Genomic DNA, 23,115 nt, shown 5'->3' with positions numbered 1-23,115 from the left:
GGCCCATGACCGAGTGGGACATCAAGAAGCTGCGGATCCTGCGGACCCTGGCCGAACAGGGCACCGTGACCGCGACAGCCGGGACACTGCACCTGACGCCCTCGGCCGTCTCGCAGCAGCTGGCGGGGCTCGCCCGGCAGTTGGGCGTCCCGCTGCTGGAGGCGCGCGGCCGCCGGGTCCGGCTGACCGACGCCGCCCGGCTCGTGCTGCGGCACGCCGACGCCGTCTTCGCCCAGCTCGAACGGGCCGACGCCGACCTCGCCGGATACCTCGCCGGCGACACCGGGGAGGTCCGCATCGGGGCCTTCTCCACCGCAGTCCCCGCCCTGGTCGTCCCGGCCGTCGCGATCCTGCGCGAGACCCGGCCCGGGCTGGAGGTGCGCGTCCGCGAGACCGAGGCCGGCGAGTCGTACGAGCTGCTCTCCGCCGGAGCGGTCGACCTGGCCCTCTCGCTCGCGGCCCACGCCCCCACCGCGCGCGACACCCGCTTCAGCCGCATGGTGCTGCTGGAGGACCCGCTCGACGTGGCCCTCCCGCGGGACCACCCGCTCGCGGACGCGCCGGACCTCCGGCTGGCCGACCTCTCCGGCGAGCCGTGGATCTACGGCGGCAGCGGGCCCTGGCAGGAGATCGCCCGCACGGCCTGCGAGGCGGCGGGCTTCGTCCCCGAGCAGGCGCACACCGCGGCCGGCTGGACCGCGATCCTCGCCATGGTCGAGGCCGGGATGGGCGTCGCCCTCGTCCCGCGCATGGTGTCCGGCCGGGCCGGCGGCGTCGCCGTCCGCGTCCTGGCCCGCGACCGGCCCACCCGGCACGTCATCGCCGCGACCCGCCGCGGAGCGGAGGCCTCGCCCGCCGTCGCCCGGGCCCTGGACGCGCTGCGGGAGGCGGCTGCCCGCCGGGCGTCCGCCGACCCCGCCTGAGGCGGACCCGCCGCCCCGGCCCCGTACGCGCCGGTGCCCCGGCCCCGCCGTGGGCGGGGCCGGGGCACCGGCAGACCTGCGTGCGCGTCAGGCGCGGCCCGCGGCCGCGTCGGCGGCCTGTGCCTTCAGGGCGCGCTCGACGCCCGAGCGGGACTCCGAGACCAGGCGGCGCAGGGCCGCGTTCGGCCCGGCCGCGGCCAGCCAGGCGTCCGTCGCGTCGAGGGTGCCCTGCGACACCTGCAGCGAGGGGTACAGGCCGACCGCGACCTGCTGGGCGATCTCGTGGCTGCGACTGTCCCAGACGCCCTTGACCGCCGCGAAGTACTTCTCCGTGTACGGGGCCAGCAGCTCGCGCTGGTCGGCCTGGACGAACCCGCCGATCACCGCCTCCTGCACGGCGTTCGGGAGGTCGCCGGACTCCACCACCGAAGCCCAGGCCGCGGCCTTCGCCTCGGCCGTCGGGCGGGCCGCCCGCGCGGTCGCCGCGTGGCGCTCGCCGGCCGCCGTGGGGTCGCGCTCCAGCTCGGCCGCGATGGCCGCCTCGTCGGAGACGCCGGTCGCCGCCAGCCGCTCCAGGAACGCCCAGCGCAGCTCGGTGTCGACGGCCAGACCCTCGATCTCGGCCACGCCGTCCAGCAGGGCCTTCAGGTAGGTCAGCTGCTCCTCGGTGCGGGCCGTCGCCGCGAACGCCCGTGCCCACGCCAGCTGGTGGTCGCTGCCCGGCTCCGCGGCGCGCAGGTGCTCCAGCGCGGCCTCGGTCCACGCGGCCAGGCCCTCCTCGCGCCACGCCGGGTCGGCGTACAGGTCGAGGGCCAGCTTCACCTGGCGGTGCAGCGACTGCACGACGCCGATGTCCGACTCCTTGCCGATGCCCGACAGGACCAGCGCCAGGTAGTCGCGGGTCGCGAGCTCGCCGTCGCGGGTCATGTCCCACGCCGACGCCCAGCACAGCGCGCGGGGCAGCGAGTCGGTGAAGTCGCCCAGGTGCGCCGTGACGTTCGCCAGGGACACCTCGTCGAGGCGCACCTTGGCGTACGAGAGGTCGTCGTCGTTCAGCAGCACGACGGCCGGGCGGGCGCGGCCGACCAGCTCCGGCACCTCCGTGAGCGCGCCGTCGACGTCCAGCTCGATCCGGTCGGTGCGCACGAGGCGGCCGCCGTCGAGGTCGTACAGGCCGATCGCGATCCGGTGCGGGCGCAGCGTCGGCTCGCCCTGGGCGCCCGCGGGGAGCGCCGGGGCCTCCTGGCTGACCGCGAAGGAGGTGATCACGCCGTCGGCGCCGGTCTCGATGCGCGGCCGCAGGACGTTGATGCCGGCGGTCTCCAGCCATGCCTTGGACCAGGCGGCCAGGTCGCGGCCGGAGGTCTCCTCCAGGGCGCCCAGCAGGTCCGACAGGCGCGTGTTGGCGAAGGCGTGCGCCTTGAAGTACGCCTGCACGCCCTTGAAGAACGCCTCCATGCCGACGTAGGCGACAAGCTGCTTGAGGACCGACGCGCCCTTGGCGTAGGTGATCCCGTCGAAGTTGACCAGGACGTCGTCGAGGTCGCGGATGTCCGCCATGATCGGGTGCGTGGAGGGCAGCTGGTCCTGCCGGTAGGCCCACGTCTTCATCGAGTTGGCGAAGGTGGTCCACGCGTGGGGCCACTTCGAGCCCTCCGCGTACGCCTGGCAGGCGATCGAGGTGTACGTCGCGAACGACTCGTTCAGCCACAGGTCGTTCCACCACTCCATGGTGACCAGGTCGCCGAACCACATGTGCGCGAGCTCGTGGAGGATGGTCTCGGCGCGCACCTCGTACGCGGCGTCCGTCACCTTCGAGCGGAAGACGTACTGGTCGCGGATGGTGACCGCACCCGCGTTCTCCATCGCGCCCGCGTTGAACTCCGGCACGAACAGCTGGTCGTACTTGGCGAACGGGTAGTCGTAGGCGAACTTCTCCTGGAACCAGTCGAAGCCCTGCCGCGTCACGTCGAAGATCGCGTCGGCGTCCAGGAACTCCGCCAGGGAGGGGCGGCAGTAGATGCCGAGCGGCACGACCTGGCCGTCCGGGCCCTCGTACGTGCTGTGCACCGCGTGGTACGGGCCGGCGACGAGCGCCGTGATGTACGTCGAGATCCGCGGGGTGGGCGCGAAGCGCCACACGTTGTCCTTGACGTCGGCGGCGTCCGGCGTCGGCGAGTTCGAGACCACCGTCCAGCCCTCGGGTGCCGTCACCGTGAACTGGAACGTCGCCTTCAGGTCGGGCTGCTCGAAGCTGGCGAACACACGCCGCGCGTCCGGCACCTCGAACTGGGTGTACAGGTAGGCCTGCTGGTCGACCGGGTCGACGAAGCGGTGCAGGCCCTCGCCCGTGTTGGTGTACGCGCAGTCCGCGACGACCTTCAGCTCGTTGGCACCCTGGAGGAGGTGCGGCAGCCGGATGCGGGAGTCCCGGAAGACGGCGGCGACGTCCAGGGACTTGCCGTTCAGGACGACCTCGTGCACGGCCGGGGCGACCAGGTCGATGAAGGTCTCGGCGCCCGCCTCGGCGCTCTGGAACCGCACGGTCGTCACGGAGGGGTACGTACCGCCCTCCTGCGCGCCGCTCAGATCGAGGTCGATCTCGTACGAATCGACGCTGAGCAGCTTCGCCCGCTGCTGAGCCTCTTCACGGGTCAGATTCGTGCCAGGCACGCGTTTCATCTCCTTCGATGGTGACGTTCGCGGTCATCCTTGCATGCCGCAGCGGTCTCCACCCGGCGGATTCGAAGCCGCCGCCCCGGGTACGCCGCAGGGGTGGCACCGGCACCCGGCACCACCCCTGCGCGCCGGAGTCAGGACCGGCCGAGCTCCTCGGCGACGAGCTCCGCGATCTGCACCGCGTTCAGCGCGGCGCCCTTGCGCAGGTTGTCGCCCGAGAGGAAGAGCGCGAGGCCGTGCTCGACGGTCTCGTCGACGCGGATGCGGCCCACGTACGAGGCGTCCCTGCCGGCGGCCTGGAGGGGGGTCGGGATCTCCGACAGCTCGACGCCCGGCGCGTCCTTCAGCAGCTCGTAGGCGCGCTCCACGCTGATCGGGCGGGCGAAGCGGGCGTTGACCTGGAGGGAGTGGCCCGAGAAGACGGGGACGCGCACGCAGGTGCCCGAGACCTTCAGGTCCGGGATCTCCAGGATCTTGCGGGACTCGTTGCGGAGCTTCTGCTCCTCGTCGGTCTCGAAGGAGCCGTCGTCCACGATCGAGCCGGCCAGCGGGAGCACGTTGAAGGCGATGGGGCGCTTGTAGACGCCCGGCTCCGGGAAGTCGACGGCCCCGCCGTCGTGGGCCAGCTCGGCGGCCCGCTCGGCGACCTGCTTCACCTGGCCGTCGAGCTCGGCGACGCCGGCGAGGCCGGAGCCCGACACGGCCTGGTAGGTGGTGGCGATCAGCGCCTCCAGCCCGGCCTCGTCGTGGAGGGGGCGCAGCACCGGCATGGCGGCCATGGTGGTGCAGTTCGGGTTGGCGATGATGCCCTTGGGGCGGTTCGCGACCGCGTGGGGGTTCACCTCGGAGACGACGAGCGGCACCTCGGGGTCGCGGCGCCAGGCGGAGGAGTTGTCGATCACCACGGCGCCCTGGGAGGCGACCTTCTCGGCGAGGGCCTTGGAGGTGGCGCCGCCCGCGGAGAACAGCACGATGTCCAGGCCGCTGTAGTCGGCCGTGGCGGCGTCCTCGACGGTGATCTCCCGGCCCTGCCACTCCAGGGTGGAGCCCGCGGAGCGGGCGGAGGCGAAGAGGCGCAGCTCGTCGACCGGGAACTTGCGCTCGGCCAGGATGCTGAGCATGACTCCGCCGACCTGGCCGGTGGCTCCGACGATTCCAACCCTCACGGTGACTCCTTTTGGTGCGTACGACTCGGGCGCGTGGAGCCATCATGCGTTCGACCCCACAAGGCTTGTCCAATCCATTGTCCGAGGAGCGGACGATGTTCCGGGCTCGGCGGACGTCTGCGCAGGTCGGGGCTGGTCCCGGCGCGGCGGCGGGGCAAGCGGAAGGGGCGGGCGCCGTCGGCACCCGCCCCTTCGCCACACGGTCAGGTCAGGAGGCGACCTTCTCGATCTGGACGCTGCCGGTGCCGGCGGCGGTGCCGCGGGCGTTCAGCAGCTTGACCTCGCCGAAGAACTGCCGGCCCTCGGGCGCCGGGCTGCCCGCCACGACGTTCGCCGAGACGCTCGCCGAGGCGCCGTTCGCGAGGTTCACCGCGGCGTTCTCGTCGACCTGGACGGAGCCCAGGGCGGAGGAGAAGTACACGTCGCGGTAGTCGTACGCGGTGGAGCCGGCCGGAACCGCGTAGCCGGTGACCACGATGGTGTAGGTGCCGGCGCCAGGGTTCACCAGGCTCACGGTCTCCTCGGAGTCGCCGTCGGCGGAGGAGCCGACCTTCACGCCGTCCTTGAAGACGTCGAGGTCGAGGTCGGCGCCGGTGTCCGAGGTCTTGCCGATGGCCACGTCGAGGCGCGAGACGCCCTCGCCGACGGTCACCGTCGTGGTCTGCTGCTCACCGTCCGCGATGGTCGGCCTGGCGACCTTCGCGGAGCCGAGGGAACCGCCCTGGAGCTTGCCGCCGGAGATGGCCGCGGCGTCGTTCTTCACCGTCCACTGGACCGGCGCCGGGGTGCCCTGCTTCACCTCGGGCAGGACCTGGACCGCAGGGTCGAAGGCCGCGCCGAGGATGCTCACGTCCAGCTTGAAGGGGTTGTCGAGCAGCGGCGACGTGCGGCGCGACTCGACCTCGATCTCCCAGACGCCCGGCTGCGGGTTCTCGTACGAGCGCAGGTCGGGGCGGCACTTGTTCGCCGGGTTGTCGTAGTTCGGGTAGCACTGCGTGGTGGAGCTGTCCTCGACACCCAGGCCGTACGGGTGGATCGAGATGAAGCGCGTCTGGCTGCCCGCCGCGAGACCGCCGAGGGCGACCTCGAGGGACTTCGCGCCCTGCGGCACGGTGACGAAGTACGACTTGTGGCTGTTGCGCTGCACGGACGAGGTGTCCGAGAAGGTGAACGACGGCTTCGCCAGCGGGGCCGCGGCGACGACCGTGGCCAGGACCTGCTTGTCGATGCCCTCGGTGTTCTCGTCGTCCAGCTGCAGGATGCCGCTGTGCACGCCGGCCGTCTTCGCCTTCGCCTCGACCTTGATCGTGACGGGCTTGTTCAGCGGCAGGGTGACGTAGTCGTAGCCGCCGATGACCTTGAAGGTGCCGTCGTTGTTCCGCCAGCTCAGGTTGTGGCGGGTGCCGTACTTCACGCCCGTGGTGCGGGTGACGACGACGTTGTAGACCTTCTTCTTGCCGACCTTCAGGCCGCCCTCGCGGTCGTAGATGCCCGTGCCGAAGCCCGGGGTCTTCAGGAACTGGTCGATCGCGGTGTCGACCGGCGCCTTGACGGTGAAGTCGTTGGCCTTGGCGTCGCGCTGGACGGACTCCCAGGCGGCGTTCACGTCGATCAGGCCGGCGCCCTGCGCGTGCGCGGGGACGTCCTTGATCGTCTTGGCGGTGCTGGTGAGCGCGATGCGCAGGGCCGCCGGGGTCAGCTTGATGTTGTGCTGCTTGGCGGCGGAGAGCAGCAGCGCGCCCGCGCCGGCCGCCTGCGGCGACGACATCGAGGTGCCCTGGAGCATGCCGTAGCCGGCCGGCAGGTCGTAGCCCGCCTCCTTCACCGGTGCGCCGGGCAGCCAGGTCTGGATGGTGTTGATGGCCGCGCCGGGGGCGGTGAGGGTCGGCGTGAAGCCGCCGTCCTCACGCGGGCCGCGCGAGGAGAACGGGAACATGGCGTACTTCTTGTCCACGCCGGAGCCGTAGTTGGCGGCCCAGGTCTCCTTGGAGACCGCCGCGCCCACGGAGATGACCTTGTCGGCGAGGCCGGGGTCGCCGATGGTGTTGACGCCGGGGCCCTCGTTGCCCGCCGAGATGACGAGCTGGACGCCGTAGGTGTCGATGAGGTTCTTGTACAGCTCGGCGCGGGCGTTGTTGCCGTCGTTCAGCGCCGGCAGGCCGCCGATCGACATGTTGACGATGTCCACGCCGCGGTTGACGACGAGGTCGATCATGCCCTCGGTCAGCGCGACGTTGGTGCAGCCGCCCGACCAGGAGCAGGCGCGCGAGGAGACGAGCTTGGCGCCGGGCGCCTGGCCGTTCATCTTGCCGCCGAACAGGCCGTTCGCCGCGGTGATGCCGGCGACGTGCGAGCCGTGCTCGGACTCGATGATGCCGATGTTGACGAAGTCGGCCTTCTTGCCGACCCAGTCCCCGCCCAGCGGGTCCATCGGGACGTCCTTGCGGATCTGGATCACGAAGGGGATGCGCTCGGCGACCGCGGTCGCCGGGTTGTCCGTACCGAACCAGCCGATCTGGAAGCCGTCCTTGTACGGCTTCATCGGCTCGTTGTTGGTGAAGTCGCCGTCCTGGTCGGTGTCGACGCGGACGGTGCCGGCGGCCGGGTCGTAGAGCATGCCGAACCGGTCGGTGGTGTCGCCGTCCCGGTTGACGTCGCCCTTCATGTCGCCGTTGGCGGTGATCGACTCGCTGAAGCGGCTCCACTGGAAGGAGCCCTCCGGGGCCTTCCAGCTCTGGCCGCCCGCGGCGAAGCTGCCGCCGGAGGACGTCACCGGCGTGATCTGCGCGCGCCACGTGCCGTCGTTGTCGGTGATCGGGTCGGTCGCCGTGACCCAGTCGACGATCTTGCGCTCGCCGGTGGTGGTCTGCTGCAGGGCGGGGTGGGCGACGTCGACGCCCGAGTCCAGGATGCCGATGGTCACCCCGCGGCCGTCGGCCTGGGGGTTGTTCGCGACGAAGTCCACCGAGCCGGTCTCGAAGGACGGGTTGTACGGGTTCTTCGCCGGGGTGTTCTTGTCCGGCGCCGCGAAGCTGCCCGGAGCCGTCTTCTTGCCCGCACCGGACTCCCTGCCCGCGTCGGGGCGCGGGTCCGGCAGCCGGATCTCGTGCTTGAGGTCCATGGCGTGGACGGAGGACAGCTTGGAGGCCGCCTTCAGCGCGGCCTCGGCCTTGCCGGTGGGCAGGGTGGCACGCACGTAGCCGAGCTTGTCGTTGGCCTGCCCGACCGAGGCGCCCTTGACGGCCGCGATCTGGTCGGTGACCTGCTTGGTCTGGCCGGGGGCGGTGGCCACCATGACCGTGACGGTCGCCTCGCCCTTGGCCTTGGCCTCCTGCAGCAGTTCGGCGTCGGCCGAACCGAGCTTCTGGTCGGCGGACTTGACGGCCGGCCCGGTGCCCGCCGCACCGGTGCCGGGGGCCGGCTCCGCGAAGGCGGGCATGGCGCCCGCGCCCGCGAGAGCGGCCACCAGACCCGCCGCGGCCGCGACGCGCGCGACGCGCCGGGCCCCGGATATCGAACTGGGGGATTCGAAGGTCATCAGCATCCCTGGATAAGTGAAAGATACGGTCCGGATTTCGGTGCCGGATGACCGGTCAGCTTTGCCTAACTGCCCGCTGTTTGGGGAGGCCTGTCATTTACCGAGACCTGGCATGGCGCACTCTCGCCAGCTCGGACTTCCCGCCATCGGGGCCGTAGCGGGGCATAAGCCGGCGAACCGCCGGTTCCAGGGAGTGGATTTGTCGACTTCCCGACCTTGTCGGGGTCAGCGGGGCGCGGTCAGTGCCCGCCCGGGTGTGACAACTTCCGGCGCCTCAGCGCTCGCGCGTGCGCGCGTAGTGCCGCGAGGCCTTGGCGCGGTTGCCGCAGGCGGCCATCGAGCACCAGCGGCGGGTGCCGCCCCGCGAGGTGTCGTGGAAGTGCAGCACGCAGCTCGCCGAGGCGCACTTGCGGATCCGCTCCGGGCCGGAGCGCAGCAGCTCCAGGTAGCCGTACGCGGCCGTCCACGCCGGCCCCCACGACGGGTCGTCGAACTCGGGCCGCTCGCCCGGGCCTTCCCCGCCCAGCGTCGGCCGGATGCGCCCGTGCTCCAGCACGGCGTCGACCAGGGCGCGCGCTCCGGCGTCCGCCGGGTCGGCCACGGCGCGGGCGATGGCCTCGCGCGCGGTCAGCAGGTGGACGAGGGTCGACGGGTCGGCGCGGAAGCGGTCGGCCAGGCCGGCGGCGCGCAGCCAGACGGCGAGCCCCTCCATGCGGGTCAGCCCGGCCGCACCGGCGAACAGGTCGACGGGCGCGCCGTCCTGCACCCAGCGCGTGTTCAGCAGGTCCAGGGCGATCGGCTCGCCGGTCAGGGGGCGCGGGTCCGCCGCCTCCGCTGTGGCCATGTAGCCGTTCCTCCTCGCATGCCGAGCGACCCCCCCAGCGTACGCGGACGGTTGACGCCCCCCGTATCTAACCGTTAACTTCAATTTAGATGGTTAGAACGCCGGCGGGGGCCCGCCGGCCCTGTCGAAGGGGGAACAGCCGTGACGGCTGCCATCAGCACGCTCCGCACCGGCCACGTCGGCCTGAACGTCACCGACCTCGACCGCTCGCTCGCCTTCTACCGCGACGCCCTCGGCTTCGAGCCGCTCGGCGAGGGCAAGGAGGACGGCCGCCGCTTCGCCTTCCTCGGGCGGGACGGCGAACTCGTCCTCACCCTGTGGCAGCAGGCCGAAGGCGGGTACGCCCCCGCCGCTGCCGGACTGCACCACCTCGCCTTCACGGCCTCCGGGATCGACGAGGTGCGCGCCCACGAGGCCCGGCTGCGCGAGCTCGGCACCCCCTTCGCCCACGACGGGGTCGTCGCCCACGGCGAGGGCACCGCCTCCGGCGGGATCTTCTTCCACGACCCGGACGGCACCCGCCTCGAAATCTCGGTGCCCACCGGCGCCCACGGCGCCCCCGCACCCACCCCCGGAGCCCCCACCTGCGGGTTCTTCTAGCCGGCCTGACAGGAGGCAGTCATGGAGCGGTACCACCGCGGCTCGATCGCGGTACAGGAGCGGGTCGGCGTCCGCGCGGCCGCCGAGCACGTGGGCCGCTCCATCGGCCCCGGCATCAAGGACGTCGCCGCGGCGTTCCTGGCCCGCCAGCCGCACCTCGTCGTCGGCGCCGCCGACGCGGCGGGCCGGATGTGGGCCTCACTGCTCACCGGCCCGCCCGGCTTCGTGCGGGCCGCCGGACCCGCCCGCATGGAGGTCGCCGGCGGGGTGCCGGAGGGCGATCCGCTCGCCGCGGCGCTCGCCGCCGGCGGGATCCACGTCGGCACGATCGCGCTCGACCCGCGCACCCGGCGCCGGATGCGGCTGGGCGGCACCGCGCGGGCCGTCCCCGGCGGGTTCGCCGTCGCGGCCGAGCGGGTCTTCTCCAACTGCCCCAAGTACCTCCAGAAGCGGCAGCCGCTGCGGACCGTCCCCGACGGGCCCGGCGTGCTGCGCCGGGCGCCCGCCCTCGACGCCCGCCAGGAGCGGGCCGTCCGCGGCGCCGACACCTTCTTCGCGGCCACCGCCCACGCGGAGGGCGCCGACGCCAGCCACCGCGGGGGCATGCCCGGCTTCGTCGAGGTGCTGTCGCCGACCGAGCTGCGCTGGCCGGACTACCCGGGGAACGCCATGTTCCTCACCCTGGGGAACCTGGCTGCCGACCCGCGGGCCGGACTGCTCTTCCCGCACTGGGAGAGCGGCGCACTGCTCCAGCTCAGCGGCCGGGCGCGGACCGTGTACGAGCCCGACGGCGGCCGCAGCGTCCTGTTCCGCATCGAGGAGGCGGTGGAGAGCCTGCACCCGGGGCGGCTGCTGTGGAGCGCCCCGGAGTTCTCGCCGGCGAACCCGGCGCTGCCGCCTCACCGCGGCAGGACGACCAGGTAGGCGGCGGGCTCCCGGCCGGCGGCCGCGGTCAGTGCGGTCCGTACGACCGCGGCCTGCTGCTCGGGCCAGTCGCGCAGCTTGCGCGGGGTGATGTGCAGGACGGTCACGCCGAGCCGCTCCAGCGCGTCGCGCTTGCGGACCGCCTCCGACCAGTCCTCGTCCTCGCCCTGCCGGGGCGCCCGCGTGTCGATCTCCACGGCGACCGCCTGCTCCGGCCAGTACGCGTCGACGCCGCCCAGGTGCGGGCCGCCGGGCAGGCGCAGGTCCACGTTCCACAGCGGCTGCGGCAGGCCGAAGCCGCCCACCAGCCGGTAGAGCCGGTCCTCGGCGATGGCCCGGCCCTCGGCGAGCAGCGACTCCACCGCGTCGACCACGTGCGGCCGGTTCAGCAGCCGGGCCACCGTCAGCTCCCGCACGACGGCGGCCGGCTCGCAGTGCCCGGCGCGGACGGCCTCGCTCAGGATCCGGCGGACCGTGCCCGCGTCCGACAGCCCGGCCACCGCGTCGGCGACCGCCCGGGCGACCGGCGCCACCGGCAGCCCGGCCACCTCCAGCGGGCGCGGCGGGGTGTGGGCGCGGACGACGCGCACGCTGCCGACGGAGCGCAGCCGGCGGGTGTGCGGCACCAGTACGTCGATCCGCGGCAGGGAGAGCAGGGCGGGCGCCGAGGTGAACCGGTGCAGGGCCAGCGCCGCCAGTCCTGTGATCATCGCCTCGCCGCCGCGCCGACCTGCGTACAGCAGGGCGGCGTGCAGCCGCTCCTCGCTCGTCGCGACGCCGGGGTGCAGCAGGAACACCCCCGGCAGGATCTCCTGCCAGGACCGGGCGGCGGCCTCCGCGGCGCTGACACCGTGCTCGCGGAGCTGCGCGAGGGTCAGGACGCGGGGGCGGCTGTCGGTGAGGTGGGCGAGGGGGAGGGGTGCGTTGTGGTTCATGCCGCGGAGATTCCCGCTCCGGGCGGGCCCCCTAACCGCTGTTACCGTCCCGTCGGCAAATCCGGACAAGACAGCACTAAAGTACGGCCGTTCGATGGCCGATAGCCCGCACCCGCGGGCCTGTCCGGGCCGGGCCCGGAGGCAGCGCCCCCGGACCCGTACCGCGGCGGCCGCTACCCGGCGGCGGCGTCGCAGGCCTGCGCGCGCAGCGCCCGGGCCAGGTCGTCGCGGGACTCCAGCACCAGCCGCCGCAGCGCCGGGGCGGCGTCCCCGTGCGCGGACAGCCAGGCGTCCGTGGCCTCCAGCGTCGCCGCGTCGTCCTGGAGCGCGGGGTACATGCCCCGGACGACGTGCATCCCGATCTGGATGGAGCGCTCGGCCCAGACCCGCTCGACGACCTCGAAGTAGCGGTCGGTGTACGCGGCCAGCAGGGCCCGCTGCGAGGGCTGCTGCATTCCGTCGATGGTCGCCTCCACCAGCGCGTTCGACAGGGCGTCCGACTCGACGACCGCCGCCCACGCCTGGTCCTTGACCGCCGCCGACGGGCGCGCCGCGAGGCAGCGCACCTGGTGCCGCTTGCCCGACGCCGTGTCGTCCCGCGCCAGCTCGGCGTTGACCGCGGCCTCGTCCACCGCCCCGTGCGAGGCCAGCGGCAGCAGGAAGTCCCAGCGCAGCTCCTGGTCCACCTCCAGCCCGTCGATGCGCGCGGTCCCGTCCAGCAGGCCCAGCAGCAGCTGGAAGTCGCCCTCGGTCGCCGCGGCCGCCGCGAAGAACCGGGCCCACGTCAGCTGGTGCTCCGAGCCCGGCTCGGCCAGCCGCAGCTCCCGGAGCGCGGCGGCCGCCAGCTCCCGGCCGCCCTGCTCGCGCCAGGCGGGCGCCGCGTAGTGGGTGAGGGCGGCCAGCGCCTGGGAGTGCACCATCTGGACGACGCCGACGTCGCCCTCCCGGCCCGCGTGCGCCGTCACCAGCGCGATGAACTCGCGGGCGGGCATCAGCCCGTCCCGGGTCAGGTTCCAGGCCGCGGACCAGCACAGCGCCCGCGCGAGCGGGTCCGTGATGTCGCCGAGCCGGTTCCGCAGCGTCGTGAGGGACCGCTCGTCGAAGCGGACCTTGCAGTAGGTGAGGTCGTCGTCGTTGACGAGGACGAGGTCGGGCCGCTCCCGGCCGGCCAGCTCCGGCACGGCCGTCCGGGCGCCGGCGACGTCCGCCTCGGCCTGCGCGTAGCGGACGAGCGAGCCGGCCTCCAGCCGGTACAGGCCCACCGCGACCCGGTGCGGGCGCAGCTCGCCGCCCTCCTGGACGACGGCCAGTTCGGCGAGGCGGCCGTCCTCCCCGAGGACCGGCTCCGGCGTCAGCACGTTCACACCGGCCGTCTGCAGCCAGGCCCGGGACCACTCCGCCATGTCGCGCCCGGACACCTCGCCGAGCACGGACAGCAGGTCGGCCAGGGTGGTGTTGCCGTAGGCGTTCGCCTTGAAGTAGCGGCGCGCGCCCTCCAGGAACGCCTCCCGGCCCACGTACGCCACGAGCTGCTTCAGGACGGCCGCGCCCTTGGCGTAGGTGATGCCGTCGAAGTTGAGCTTGGCGTCCTCCAGGTCGCGGATGTCCGCCGTGATCGGGTGGGTGGACGGCAGCTGGTCGGCGCGGTAGGCCCACGCCTTGCGGCTGTTGGCGAAGGTCACCCACGCCTGGTCGAAGCGGGTGGCCTCCACCTGCGAGAAGGTGCCCATGAAGTCCGCGAAGGACTCCTTCAGCCACAGGTCGTCCCACCACTTCATGGTGACGAGGTCGCCGAACCACATGTGGGCCATCTCGTGCAGCACCGTGTTGCAGCGGCGCTCGTACGCCGCGCGGGTGACCTTGCCGCGGAAGACGTACTCCTCCCGGAAGGTGACCATGCCCGGGTTCTCCATCGCGCCGAGGTTGTACTCGGGGACGAAGGCCTGGTCGTACTTCCCGAAGGGGTACGGGTAGTCGAAGTGCTCGTGGAAGAAGTCGAAGCCCTGCTTGGTGACGCGGAAGACCTCCTCCGCGTCGAAGTGCTTGGCGAGCCCCTTGCGGCACATCGCACCCAGCGGGATCTCCAGGTCCCCGCGGGTGTAGGTGTCCGTCACGTAGTGGTAGGGGCCGGCGACGACGCAGGTGATGTACGTCGAGATCGGCTTGGTCTCGGCGAACCGGCGGGTCGCGCCCTCGCGGGAGACCTCCGCGCCGTTGCTCCACACGTGCCAGCCCTCGGGCGCGGTCACCTCGAAGCGGTAGGGCGCCTTCAGGTCGGGCTGCTCGAAGTTGGCGTACACCCGCCGGGCGTCCGCCGGCTCGTACTGGGTGTAGAGGTAGACCTCGCCGTCCTCCGGGTCGACGAACCGGTGCATGCCCTCGCCCGTCCGGCTGTACGCGCAGTTCGCGTCGACGACGAGGACGTTCTCGGACTCCAGGCCCTCCAGCACGATCCGGGCGCTGTCGAAGACGGCCGACGGGTCCAGCGGGCGCCCGTTGAGGGTGACGGAGTTCACGGACGGCGCGACGAGGTCCGCGAAGGACGACGAGCCGGGCACGGCGGCGCGGAAGCGGATCGTCGACACCGAGCGGAAGGTCCGCGGCCCCTCGGCCGGTTCGGCGGCGTCCACGGCCGACCGGAGGTCGAGGGCGACCTCGTAGCCGTCGACGGACAGCAGTTCCGCCCGCTCGCGGGCTTCCTCGCGGGACAGATTCTCTCCTGGCACGTGCACTCCTTCGTGCGGGCTCGCGATACCTGATCGAATCCTCCCACGCGGGAATGCGCACGGCCGCAGCCCGGTTGGCCAGGAGGAACATGACCAGAGAAGCGTTATCCGCCCCAAGGAGAGACATGGCCGACACCCAGGTGCGCGAGAAGACCCCGGTCGACTTCTGGTTCGACCCGCTCTGCCCCTGGGCCTGGATGACCTCCCGCTGGATGCTGGAGGTCGAGAAGGTCCGCGATGTCGAGGTCCGCTGGCACGTGATGAGCCTCGCCGTCCTGAACGAGCACCGCCTTGAGGAACTCCCCGAGCGCTACCGGGAGATCGTCGGCCCCAAGGGCTGGGCGCCCGTGCGCGTCGTCATCGCCGCCCAGCAGAAGCACGGCGACGAGGTCACCGGCAAGCTCTACACCGCGCTCGGCACCCGGATCCACAACCAGGACCTCGGCGCGACCCGCGAGGTCATCGCCGCCGCGCTGGACGAGGTCGGCCTGCCCGCCGAGCTGATCCGCTTCGCCGACTCCGACGAGTACGACGAGGTGCTGCGCGAGTCCCACAACAACGGCATCGAGCGCGTCGGCCAGGAGGTCGGCACCCCGGTGATCTCCGTTCCCGGAGCCGACGGCAGCGACGTGGCCTTCTTCGGCCCGGTCGTCACCCCGACCCCGCGCGGCGAGGCGGCCGCCCGGCTGTGGGACGGCACCCTGCTCGTCGCCTCCACCCCGGGGTTCTACGAGATCAAGCGCACCCGCACCGAGGGCCCGCGCTTCGACTGACGCCCTCCCGGTGCCCCACACAGCAGACCCCCGTGAGTCACGTCCTCACGGGGGTCTGCCGTTGGAAACGCCCGGTCGCGAAGGTTGAGAAGACGATCACGAGGCGGGCGGCCCGGGGGCCGCGATCAGCCCTTGACGGGGATCAGCAGCGGGGTGTTGGCCTTGGCGTCGGCGTAGCGCTTGGCGACGTCCTGCCAGTTGACGACGTTCCACATCGCCTCGATGAAGTCCACCTTCTGGTTCTTGTACTGCAGGTAGAAGGCGTGCTCCCAGGCGTCGAAGACCAGGATCGGCACGGAGCCCTGGCCGACGTTGCCCTGGTGGTCGTAGATCTGCTCGACGATCAGGCGGCCGCTGACGGGCTCGTAGGCGAGGACGCCCCAGCCGGAGCCCTGCGTCGCGGAGGACGCGAAGGTCAGCTGCTTCTTGAACCGGGCGAAGGAGCCGAAGGACTCGGTGATGGCGTCCGCCAGCTCGCCCAGGCCGTCGGCCGCGGTCGGCTCGCCGCCGCCCTCGCCGGTCTTCGGGCTGGCCATGTTGTGCCAGTAGATGCTGTGGAGGATGTGGCCGGAGAGGTGGAACGCGAGGTTCTTCTCCAGCCCGTTCAGCGCGCCCCAGTTCTCCTTGTCGCGCGCCTCCTCCAGCTGCTCCAGCGTGTCGTTGGCTCCCTTGACGTACGCCGCGTGGTGCTTGTCGTGGTGCAGCTCGATGATCTGCGGGTTGATCACCGGCTCGAGAGCCGAGTACTCGTACGGAAGCTCGGGAAGCGTGTAGATGGCCATGCGTGTGATCCGGTCCCCTCAGCGTGCCAACTGCTATTGCAATCAATGCGCAACTGCACGCTAGCAGCATCTATTCCCGCTCACACGTAAGGGTCGCCTGGGTAAAAGCGCAGGCGGGCCCCGTACGAGTGCACGGGGCCCGCCTGCGGAGGGGACGGAGGAGGCGTCAGCCGCGGGAGGCGCGCCGACGCTGCATCAGGAAGCCGGTGGCAGCGAGGAAGGCTGCCAGCCCGCCGGTGAAGGCGACCTGCACCCGCGTGTCGGGGTTCCAGGCCATCAGCACCAGCACCCCCGCCACGCCCGCGAGCGCAGCCCACGTCAGATACGGGAAGCACCACATCCGCACGGTGAGCCGAGCCGGGTCCTCGCGCTCCGTCCGGCGGCGCAGCACCAGCTGTGAGACGGCGGTGAAGCCCCAGACGACGAGGATGACCCCGCCGACCATGTTCAGCAGCCAGGCGAACAGGGTGTCCGGGTACCAGTACGACAGCAGCACCGTGGTGAAGCCGAAGCCGCAGGAGGCGAGCACCGCGCGCCGCGGCACCCGTCCGCTGACCTTGCCGAGGGCGCGCGGCCCCTGGCCTCGGGAGACGAGGGAGTGGGCCATGCGGGAGGAGCCGTAGATGTTCGCGTTCATCGCGGACAGCAGCGCGACGAGGACGACCGCGTTCATGACCTCGCCGGCGGCGGGGATGCCCAGGTGGTCGAGGGTGGCGGCGTACGGGCCCTGCTCGGTCACCTTCGGGTCGTTCCACGGCAGCAGCGTGACCACCACGAGCATCGAGCCGACGTAGACGACCGCGATCCGCCACATGGTGGTCCGCACCGCCTTCGCCACGCCGCGCTCCGGGTCGTCGGACTCGGCGGCCGCGATGGTGACCGTCTCCAGGCCGCCGTAGGCGACGACCGAGGCCAGCACGCCGACGAGCAGGCCGTCGACACCGTGGGGCAGGAACCCGCCCTCGGGCAGCAGGTTGGCGGTGCCGGGGGAGGAGGTGCCCGGCAGCAGGCCGAGGACCGCGAGCACGCCCAGGCCCAGGAACAGGGCGATCGCGCCGATCTTCAGGGCGGCGAACCAGAACTCGAACTCGCCGAAGCTGGAGACGGCGGCCAGGTTGGCGCCGCAGAAGAGGGCCATGAAGGCCAGCACCCACGCCCAGGACGGGGTGCCCGGGAACCAGCCGGTCATGATGTGCGCCGCGCCGATCGCCTCGATGGCCACCCCCACGCACAGCAGCGTCCAGAACATCCAGCCGGCCGTGAACCCGGCCCACGGGCCGATCGCCCGCTCCGCGTGCACCGAGAAGGAGCCGGAGGCGGGGTTCGCCGCGGACATCTCGCCGAGCATCCGCATCACGAGCATCACGAGGATCCCGGACAGGGCGTACGCCACCACGATCGCCGGGCCGGCCGCCGCGACGCCGGCTCCGGAGCCGACGAACAGGCCGGCGCCGATGACTCCGCCGAGCGCGATCATCGACAGGTGGCGCTGCCGGAGGCCGTTGCCGAGGGGGCTGTCCGCGGGGGGCTGCTGCCCGGCGGAGGGCGGGGCGGGAGGTGCGGTGGTGCGCTGACTCATGCCGGCCAGTCTGCCGACCGTCCGATAGTCGGACGCCTCGCGTCCGTTATCCGGACATCCGGCTCACGGGGTGTGATCATCCGGTCGCGTACGACCCGCCCGCCCGCGCCCCGGGGCACCACGGCAGCGGGTCCGGGACGTGGAGTCCCGGACCCGCGAGGCCCCGCGCGCGGCCCACCGCCGCAGGCGCGCTGCGCCGTCAGCCGGCCGCGTCCCCGGCGCGCCGCGCGCGCAGCTCGCGCACCCAGGCCACGACCAGCACCGCGGCGGCCGCGCCGGAGGACCACAGCAGCTGCGACCGGGCGCTGTCGTCGAAGAGCATCAGCACCAGCACGGCCGCCATCCCGAGCAGCGCCGCCCACGTCAGGTACGGGAAGCACCACATCGGCAGCGTCAGCCGCTCCGGCATGTCCCGCTCCAGCTCCCGGCGCAGCCGCAGCTGCGACACCGCGATCAGCGCCCACACGAACAGCAGCACCGCGCCGACCGCGTTCAGCATGTACAGGAACACCGTGTCCGGCCACAGCAGGTTCAGCACCACCGAGGCGAACCCGAACGACACCGAGGCGAAGACGGCCCGGCGCGGCACCCCGCCCGGCGACACCTTCAGCAGCGCCGTGGGCGCCTCGCCGCGCTCGGCCAGCGAGAACACCATGCGGGAGGACCCGTACAGGTTGGCGTTCAGGGCCGACAGCAGCGCCACGAAGACCACGATGTTCATGATCTGGCCCGCGGCGGGGATGCCGAGGGAGTCCAGCACCGCCACGTACGGGCTCTGGCCCGGCGTCAGCGAGTCCCACGGCAGCAGCGTCACCACGACCAGCATCGAGCCGACGTAGAAGAAAAGGATGCGCCACACCGCGCTGCGCACCGCGCGGGCCACCGAGCGGGCCGGGTCGTCGGACTCGGCGGCCGCGATCGTGACGACCTCCAGGCCGCCGAACGCGAAGATGACGGCCAGCATGCCGGCGACCACGCCGCCGGCCCCCTGCGGGAAGAACCCGCCCTGGCCCGTCAGGTTCGCCAGGCCCACCGGGTCCGTGTCCGGCAGCAGCCCGAACACCGCCAGCGTGCCCAGGACCAGGAACAGGACGATCGCCCCGACCTTCAGGGCGGCGAACCAGAACTCGAACTCGCCGAAGTTCTTCACCGCGGCCAGGTTGGCCACGGTGAAGACCACCATGAAGACGAGGACCCACACCCACTGGTCCACCGCCGGCACCCAGCCGTTGGCGATCTTCGCGGCGCCGGTCGCCTCCACGGCCAGCACCACGACCAGCAGGAACCAGTACAGCCAGCCGGCAGAGAAGCCCGCCCAGCGGCCCAGCGCCCGCTCCGCGTACACGGAGAACGAACCGGACGCGGGCAGCGCCGCGGACATCTCGCCGAGCGCGCGCATCACCAGCATGGCCAGCGCGCCCGCGAGCAGGTACGAGCAGATGATCGCCGGGCCGGCGACGGCGATGCCGGCTCCGGAGCCGACGAACAGGCCCGCGCCGATCACCCCGCCGAGGCCCAGCATGGTCAGGTGGCGCTGCTTGAGACTGTGGCTCAGGGGTTCCGCGGGCAGCTCGCCCGCGCGTGGAGGAGTGTCGGGCAGACGGTCGCGCATGAGGGGAGGCTCGTACTCTCGGCTCGGCAGCGGCGGTTGGGCTCCGCACGGGTGATTGGCGGGACCCTACAGTCTCGCCGTTCGGCGCCCATCCGCGCAAAACGGATGTGTGGAGTGAACTGACCCGTGATGAGCATCACGGTGCCCCGGGTGTGAACCGGGGACTTTGTGCGATCCCGACCAAACGGGGGAGCGGGGCTTTGTTCCGGGCAGCGGTGGGGTCCCGCGGGGGCGCGCATTAGCGTCGGTGATCGTCCCGTCACCCTCACCACCGCGGAGCCTCCCGATGAGCACTGCATCCGTTTCCGTCCGCCCCGGCACCGTCCTCGCCGACCTGCTGCCCGCGAGCCGCGTCCGCGACATCGCGCTCGTCGCCGGCGGGGCCGCGCTGACCGGGCTGGCCGCGCAGATCGCGGTGCCCGTCCCCGGCTCCCCGGTCCCGGTCACCGGCCAGACGTTCGCCGCGCTGCTCGTCGGCACCGCCCTCGGCGCCCGCCTCGGCTTCCTCTCCCTCGCGGCGTACGCGCTGGCCGGCGCCGCCGGCGTGCCGTGGTTCGCGAACGGCACCTCCGGCGCGTTCGGCGCCTCCTTCGGCTACGTCCTCGGCATGCTGCTCGCAGCCACCGTCGTCGGCGCCCTGGCCCGCCGCGGCGCCGACCGCTCCGTGCTGCGCACGGCCGGTGCGATGGCGCTCGGCTCGGCCCTGATCTACGCGGTGGGCGTGCCGTACCTGGCGCTGTCGACCGGCATGTCCCTCGGTGCGGCCGTCGCGGCGGGCCTGGTCCCGTTCCTGATCGGCGACGCCCTGAAGGCGGCGCTGGCCATGGGCCTGCTGCCCGCCGCCTGGAAGCTGGCCGGCCGCTCCTGAAGCGGCCGCCGGCAGCGGCCCGAGAAGCGGGGCAGCCCCGGACCTGCGCGGTGCGCGCGGCCCGGGGCTGCTGCCGTCCGGGGCCCCGGCGGGCCGGGCGTCAGCCCCGGAGGGCGGCCTTGCGGCGGCGGACGTCGCGCACCACGCCGATCGCGATGACGACCGCGGCGACGAGCACCGACAGCGACACGACCTCGCGGTTGCCGTCGTCGTAGAACATGTAGCCCAGGACGAAGACGATCATCGCGGCGGTGGCGTACGTCAGATACGGGAAGAGCCACATCTTCACCGTCAGCTTCTCCGGGGACTCGGCCACCAGGATCTTGCGCATGCGCAGCTGGGTCAGGCAGATGACCAGCCACACGAACAGCGCGATCGCACCGGAGGAGTTCAGCAGGAAGCTGAAGACGGTGTCCGGGTTCGTGTAGTTGAACACGACGGCGACGAAGCCGAAGACCGTGGAGCCCAGGATGGCGGCGGTGGGCACGCCCTTCTTGTTGGCCTTGGCGAAGGACTTCGGGGCCTCGCCGCGCTCGCCGAGGGAGAACGCCATGCGGGAGGCGGTGTACAGGCCCGAGTTCAGGCAGGACAGCACCGCCGTCAGCACGATGAAGTTCATGATCTGGCCGGCGGCCGGGATGCCGATGGAGTCCAGGGCGGCGACGTACGAGCCCTTCTCCACGATCGACTCGTCGTTCCACGGCAGCAGCGTCAGGACGACGAAGATCGAACCGAGGTAGAAGACGGCGATGCGCCAGATGACCGAGTTGGTGGCCTTGGTCACCGCGCGGCGCGGGTCCTCGGACTCGCCGGCGGCCAGCGTGACGATCTCGCTGCCCATGAAGGAGAAGACGACCATCAGCACACCGGTCAGGATCGAGCCCCAGCCGTTCGGCATGAAGCCGCCGGTGTCCGTGAGGTGCGCGAAGCCCGCACCCGGGTTGTCCGAGCCCGGCAGCAGGCCGAAGACGGCCAGCATGCCGATGACGACGAAGGCGCCGATCGCGACGACCTTGATGCCGGCGAACCAGAACTCGAACTCGCCGTACGAGGCGACGGAGCCGAGGTTGGTGGCGGTCAGGACGGCCATCACGATCAGGGCCCAGGCCCACTGCGGGACGGCGGGGATCCAGCTTTCGAGGATGACGGCGCCGGCGGTGGCCTCGACGGCGAGGACGACGACCCAGAAGAACCAGTAGAGCCAGCCGATGGAGAAGCCGGCCCAGCGGCCCAGCGCCCGGTCGGCGTAGGCGGAGAAGGAGCCGGAGTTCGGGCTGGCCGCGGCCATCTCGCCGAGCATCCGCATCACGAAGACGACCATCGCGCCAACGAGCGCGTAGGAGACCAGGATGGCGGGGCCGGCCTTGGCTATGCCGCCGGCGGAGCCGACGAAGAGTCCTGCGCCGATGACGCCGCCGATGGCGATCATGGACAGGTGGCGGTTCTTGAGACCGGCCTTGAGACCGTCGTTGGGCGCGGCGCCACCGGGGTTGCCGGAGGGTTCGCCTGCCTTCCGAAGGGTCGTCGTGGTGCTCATGGACGAATCCTTAGGTTCTCGGGTTGCGAGTTCTGGCATTCAAGCCCGAGAAGGCGCCGCCCGGAAGAGCGGCATCCGGATCGTTTCCGCGGGGCCAAGGTCCGGGACCTTGGTCCCACCCTGTCCCATCTGCGGTCTTTGGGTTTACTTGAGCTTTAGAAGTGACTTACGCGACACCCCGGTACGGGCCTCGCGGACCGCTCGTGACACACTCGTCCCATGCGCGTGTACCTCGGATCCGACCATGCCGGCTTTGAGCTGAAGAACCACCTGGTGGACTGGCTCAAGGACAACGGCCACGAGCCCGTCGACTGCGGGCCCCACATCTACGACGCCGTGGACGACTACCCGCCGTTCTGCCTGCGCGCCGCGGAGAAGACCGCCGCCGACGAGGGCAGCCTCGGCATCGTGATCGGCGGCTCCGGCAACGGCGAGCAGATCGCCGCCAACAAGGTCAAGGGCGTCCGCGCCGTCCTCGCCTGGAGCGTGGAGACCGCGAAGCTGGGCCGCGAGCACAACAACGCCAACGTCATCTCCGTCGGCGGCCGCATGCACACCCAGGACGAGGCCACCTCCTTCATCGAGGCGTTCCTCGCGACCCCGTACTCCGGCGAGGAGCGCCACACCCGCCGCATCGACATGCTCTCCGCGTACGAGCAGACCGGCGAGCTCCCGCCCATCCCGGCCCACCACCCGCAGGACCAGTAGCAGCCGCCGTGCCGCCGGATCCGCGGGGTCCGGCGGCACTGCCGTTCCCGCGGCGGGCGCGGCGGCGGCAGACCCGAGGAGAGCAGCAGTGCCCGAGGGGCATACGATCCACCGCCTCGCCCAGGACCACACCGAGCGGTTCGCCGGCCGGCCCGTCCGGGTGAGCAGCCCGCAGGGCCGGTTCGCCGAGAGCGCCGCCCTGCTCGACGGCCGCCGGCTGGAGAGCGCCGAGGCACACGGCAAGCACCTCTTCCTTGAGCTCGGCGACGCCTGGATCCACATCCACCTCGGGCTCTTCGGCAAGCTCGGCTTCGGACCCGCCCCCGCACCGCCCGCCGCCGACACCGTCCGGCTCCGGCTGGCGAACGGCGAGCACTTCGCCGACCTGCGCGGCCCGACGGCCTGCGCCCTCATCGGCGACGCCGAGAAGCAGGCGGTGCACGACCGGCTCGGCCCGGACCCGCTGCGCGCCGGCGACGACCCCGACCGCGCGTGGAAGCGGATATCGCGCTCCCGCACCACCATCGCGGCGCTCCTGATGGACCAGAAGGTCGTCGCCGGAGTCGGCAACGTCTACCGCGCCGAGGTGCTCTTCCGGCACGGCGTGGACCCGTACCGGCTCGGCAGGGACGTCCGCCGCGCCGAATGGGACGCCATGTGGGCCGACCTGGCGGCGCTCATGCGCGAGGGCGTGCGGAACAACCGGATCGACACCGTCCGCGAGGAGCACACGCCCGAGGCGATGGGCCGCCCGCCGCGCGTCGACGACCACGGCGGCGAGGTGTACGTCTACCGGCGGGCGAACATGCCCTGCCACGTCTGCGGGAGCACCGTCCGCACCGCAGGCCTCGCCGCACGCAACCTCTTCTGGTGCCCCGGCTGCCAGACCCGCTGAGGACGGCGGCCCCGCCGGGTGCGGGG

Annotated in this window: 17 protein-coding genes; 7 read left to right on the top strand and 10 right to left on the bottom strand. The window is 72.3% G+C overall.

Annotated features, from left to right (window positions below):
* Positions 1-5: 5 nt before the first annotated feature.
* Positions 6-923: a LysR family transcriptional regulator gene (locus C0216_RS25830; RefSeq protein ID WP_114057593.1), complete on the top strand. Its 918-nt coding sequence runs from the start codon at positions 6-8 to the stop codon at positions 921-923.
* Positions 924-1,010: 87 nt separating this feature from the next.
* Here C0216_RS25830 and pepN (C0216_RS25825) read toward each other — a convergent pair whose 3' ends face one another.
* The 4 genes from pepN (C0216_RS25825) to C0216_RS25810 form a co-directional block, all read right to left on the bottom strand.
* The gene (pepN, locus tag C0216_RS25825) at positions 1,011-3,596 is read right to left on the bottom strand and encodes an aminopeptidase N (protein WP_114057592.1); all 2,586 of its coding nucleotides are present in this window, start codon (positions 3,594-3,596) and stop codon (positions 1,011-1,013) included.
* A gap of 140 nt (positions 3,597-3,736) precedes the next feature.
* A complete protein-coding gene (locus tag C0216_RS25820; protein ID WP_114057591.1) occupies positions 3,737-4,768 on the bottom strand; it encodes an aspartate-semialdehyde dehydrogenase in 1,032 nt (343 codons plus the stop codon).
* A gap of 208 nt (positions 4,769-4,976) precedes the next feature.
* Positions 4,977-8,306: a S8 family serine peptidase gene (locus tag C0216_RS25815; protein WP_114058911.1), complete on the bottom strand. Its 3,330-nt coding sequence runs from the start codon at positions 8,304-8,306 to the stop codon at positions 4,977-4,979.
* 274 nt (positions 8,307-8,580) lie between these two features.
* Positions 8,581-9,150 carry a CGNR zinc finger domain-containing protein gene (locus tag C0216_RS25810; protein ID WP_114057590.1) on the bottom strand — a complete coding sequence of 190 codons (570 nt, stop codon included), beginning with the start codon at positions 9,148-9,150 and terminating at the stop codon, positions 8,581-8,583.
* Positions 9,151-9,291: 141 nt separating this feature from the next.
* Between C0216_RS25810 and C0216_RS25805 the strand changes: the two genes are divergently transcribed.
* Entirely contained in the window at positions 9,292-9,750 is a 459-nt protein-coding gene (locus C0216_RS25805; RefSeq protein WP_174250459.1) for a VOC family protein, read from the top strand.
* 21 nt (positions 9,751-9,771) lie between these two features.
* Complete coding sequence (locus C0216_RS25800) at positions 9,772-10,674, top strand: pyridoxamine 5'-phosphate oxidase family protein (protein WP_114057589.1); 903 nt, start codon at positions 9,772-9,774, stop codon at positions 10,672-10,674.
* Here C0216_RS25800 and C0216_RS25795 read toward each other — a convergent pair.
* Positions 10,650-11,609 (bottom strand): hypothetical protein, encoded by a 960-nt coding sequence (locus tag C0216_RS25795; protein ID WP_114057588.1) that lies wholly within the window; start codon positions 11,607-11,609, stop codon positions 10,650-10,652. The two genes, C0216_RS25800 and C0216_RS25795, sit on opposite strands and share 25 nt — an antisense overlap.
* Positions 11,610-11,782: 173 nt before the next feature.
* Entirely contained in the window at positions 11,783-14,335 is a 2,553-nt protein-coding gene (gene pepN / locus C0216_RS25790) for an aminopeptidase N (RefSeq protein WP_114057587.1), read from the bottom strand.
* A gap of 125 nt (positions 14,336-14,460) precedes the next feature.
* Here pepN (C0216_RS25790) and C0216_RS25785 point away from each other — a divergent pair, with 125 nt between their 5' ends.
* Entirely contained in the window at positions 14,461-15,108 is a 648-nt protein-coding gene (locus C0216_RS25785) for a DsbA family protein (protein WP_114057586.1), read from the top strand.
* 125 nt (positions 15,109-15,233) lie between these two features.
* Here C0216_RS25785 and C0216_RS25780 read toward each other — a convergent pair whose 3' ends face one another.
* From C0216_RS25780 to C0216_RS25770, 3 genes are all read right to left on the bottom strand, one after another.
* Positions 15,234-15,890: a superoxide dismutase gene (locus tag C0216_RS25780; RefSeq protein ID WP_114057585.1), complete on the bottom strand. Its 657-nt coding sequence runs from the start codon at positions 15,888-15,890 to the stop codon at positions 15,234-15,236.
* Between the two features lie 166 nt (positions 15,891-16,056).
* A complete protein-coding gene (locus C0216_RS25775; RefSeq protein ID WP_114057584.1) occupies positions 16,057-17,469 on the bottom strand; it encodes an amino acid permease in 1,413 nt (470 codons plus the stop codon).
* 199 nt (positions 17,470-17,668) lie between these two features.
* Positions 17,669-19,081, bottom strand: coding sequence for an amino acid permease (locus C0216_RS25770; RefSeq protein ID WP_114057583.1), 1,413 nt, complete (start codon positions 19,079-19,081; stop codon positions 17,669-17,671).
* A gap of 286 nt (positions 19,082-19,367) precedes the next feature.
* Between C0216_RS25770 and C0216_RS25765 the strand changes: the two genes are divergently transcribed.
* Positions 19,368-19,949 carry a biotin transporter BioY gene (locus C0216_RS25765; protein WP_114057582.1) on the top strand — a complete coding sequence of 194 codons (582 nt, stop codon included), beginning with the start codon at positions 19,368-19,370 and terminating at the stop codon, positions 19,947-19,949.
* Positions 19,950-20,049: 100 nt separating this feature from the next.
* On the opposite strand, the gene C0216_RS25760 is transcribed toward C0216_RS25765, so the two are convergent.
* Positions 20,050-21,486 (bottom strand): amino acid permease, encoded by a 1,437-nt coding sequence (locus C0216_RS25760; protein ID WP_114057581.1) that lies wholly within the window; start codon positions 21,484-21,486, stop codon positions 20,050-20,052.
* Between the two features lie 219 nt (positions 21,487-21,705).
* On the opposite strand from C0216_RS25760, the gene C0216_RS25755 reads away from it, so the two are divergent.
* Together C0216_RS25755 and C0216_RS25750 are read left to right on the top strand one after the other, a co-directional pair.
* Entirely contained in the window at positions 21,706-22,194 is a 489-nt protein-coding gene (locus C0216_RS25755; protein ID WP_114057580.1) for a ribose-5-phosphate isomerase, read from the top strand.
* An 88-nt stretch (positions 22,195-22,282) separates the two neighbouring features.
* Positions 22,283-23,089, top strand: a complete 807-nt coding sequence (locus tag C0216_RS25750; protein WP_114057579.1) for an Fpg/Nei family DNA glycosylase — start codon at positions 22,283-22,285, stop codon at positions 23,087-23,089.
* The last annotated feature ends 26 nt before the right edge of the window (positions 23,090-23,115 follow it).

This window comes from Streptomyces globosus, from assembly GCF_003325375.1.
Lineage (GTDB): Bacteria > Actinomycetota > Actinomycetes > Streptomycetales > Streptomycetaceae > Streptomyces > Streptomyces globosus_A.
This window is presented reverse-complemented; position numbering and strand designations above follow the sequence as displayed.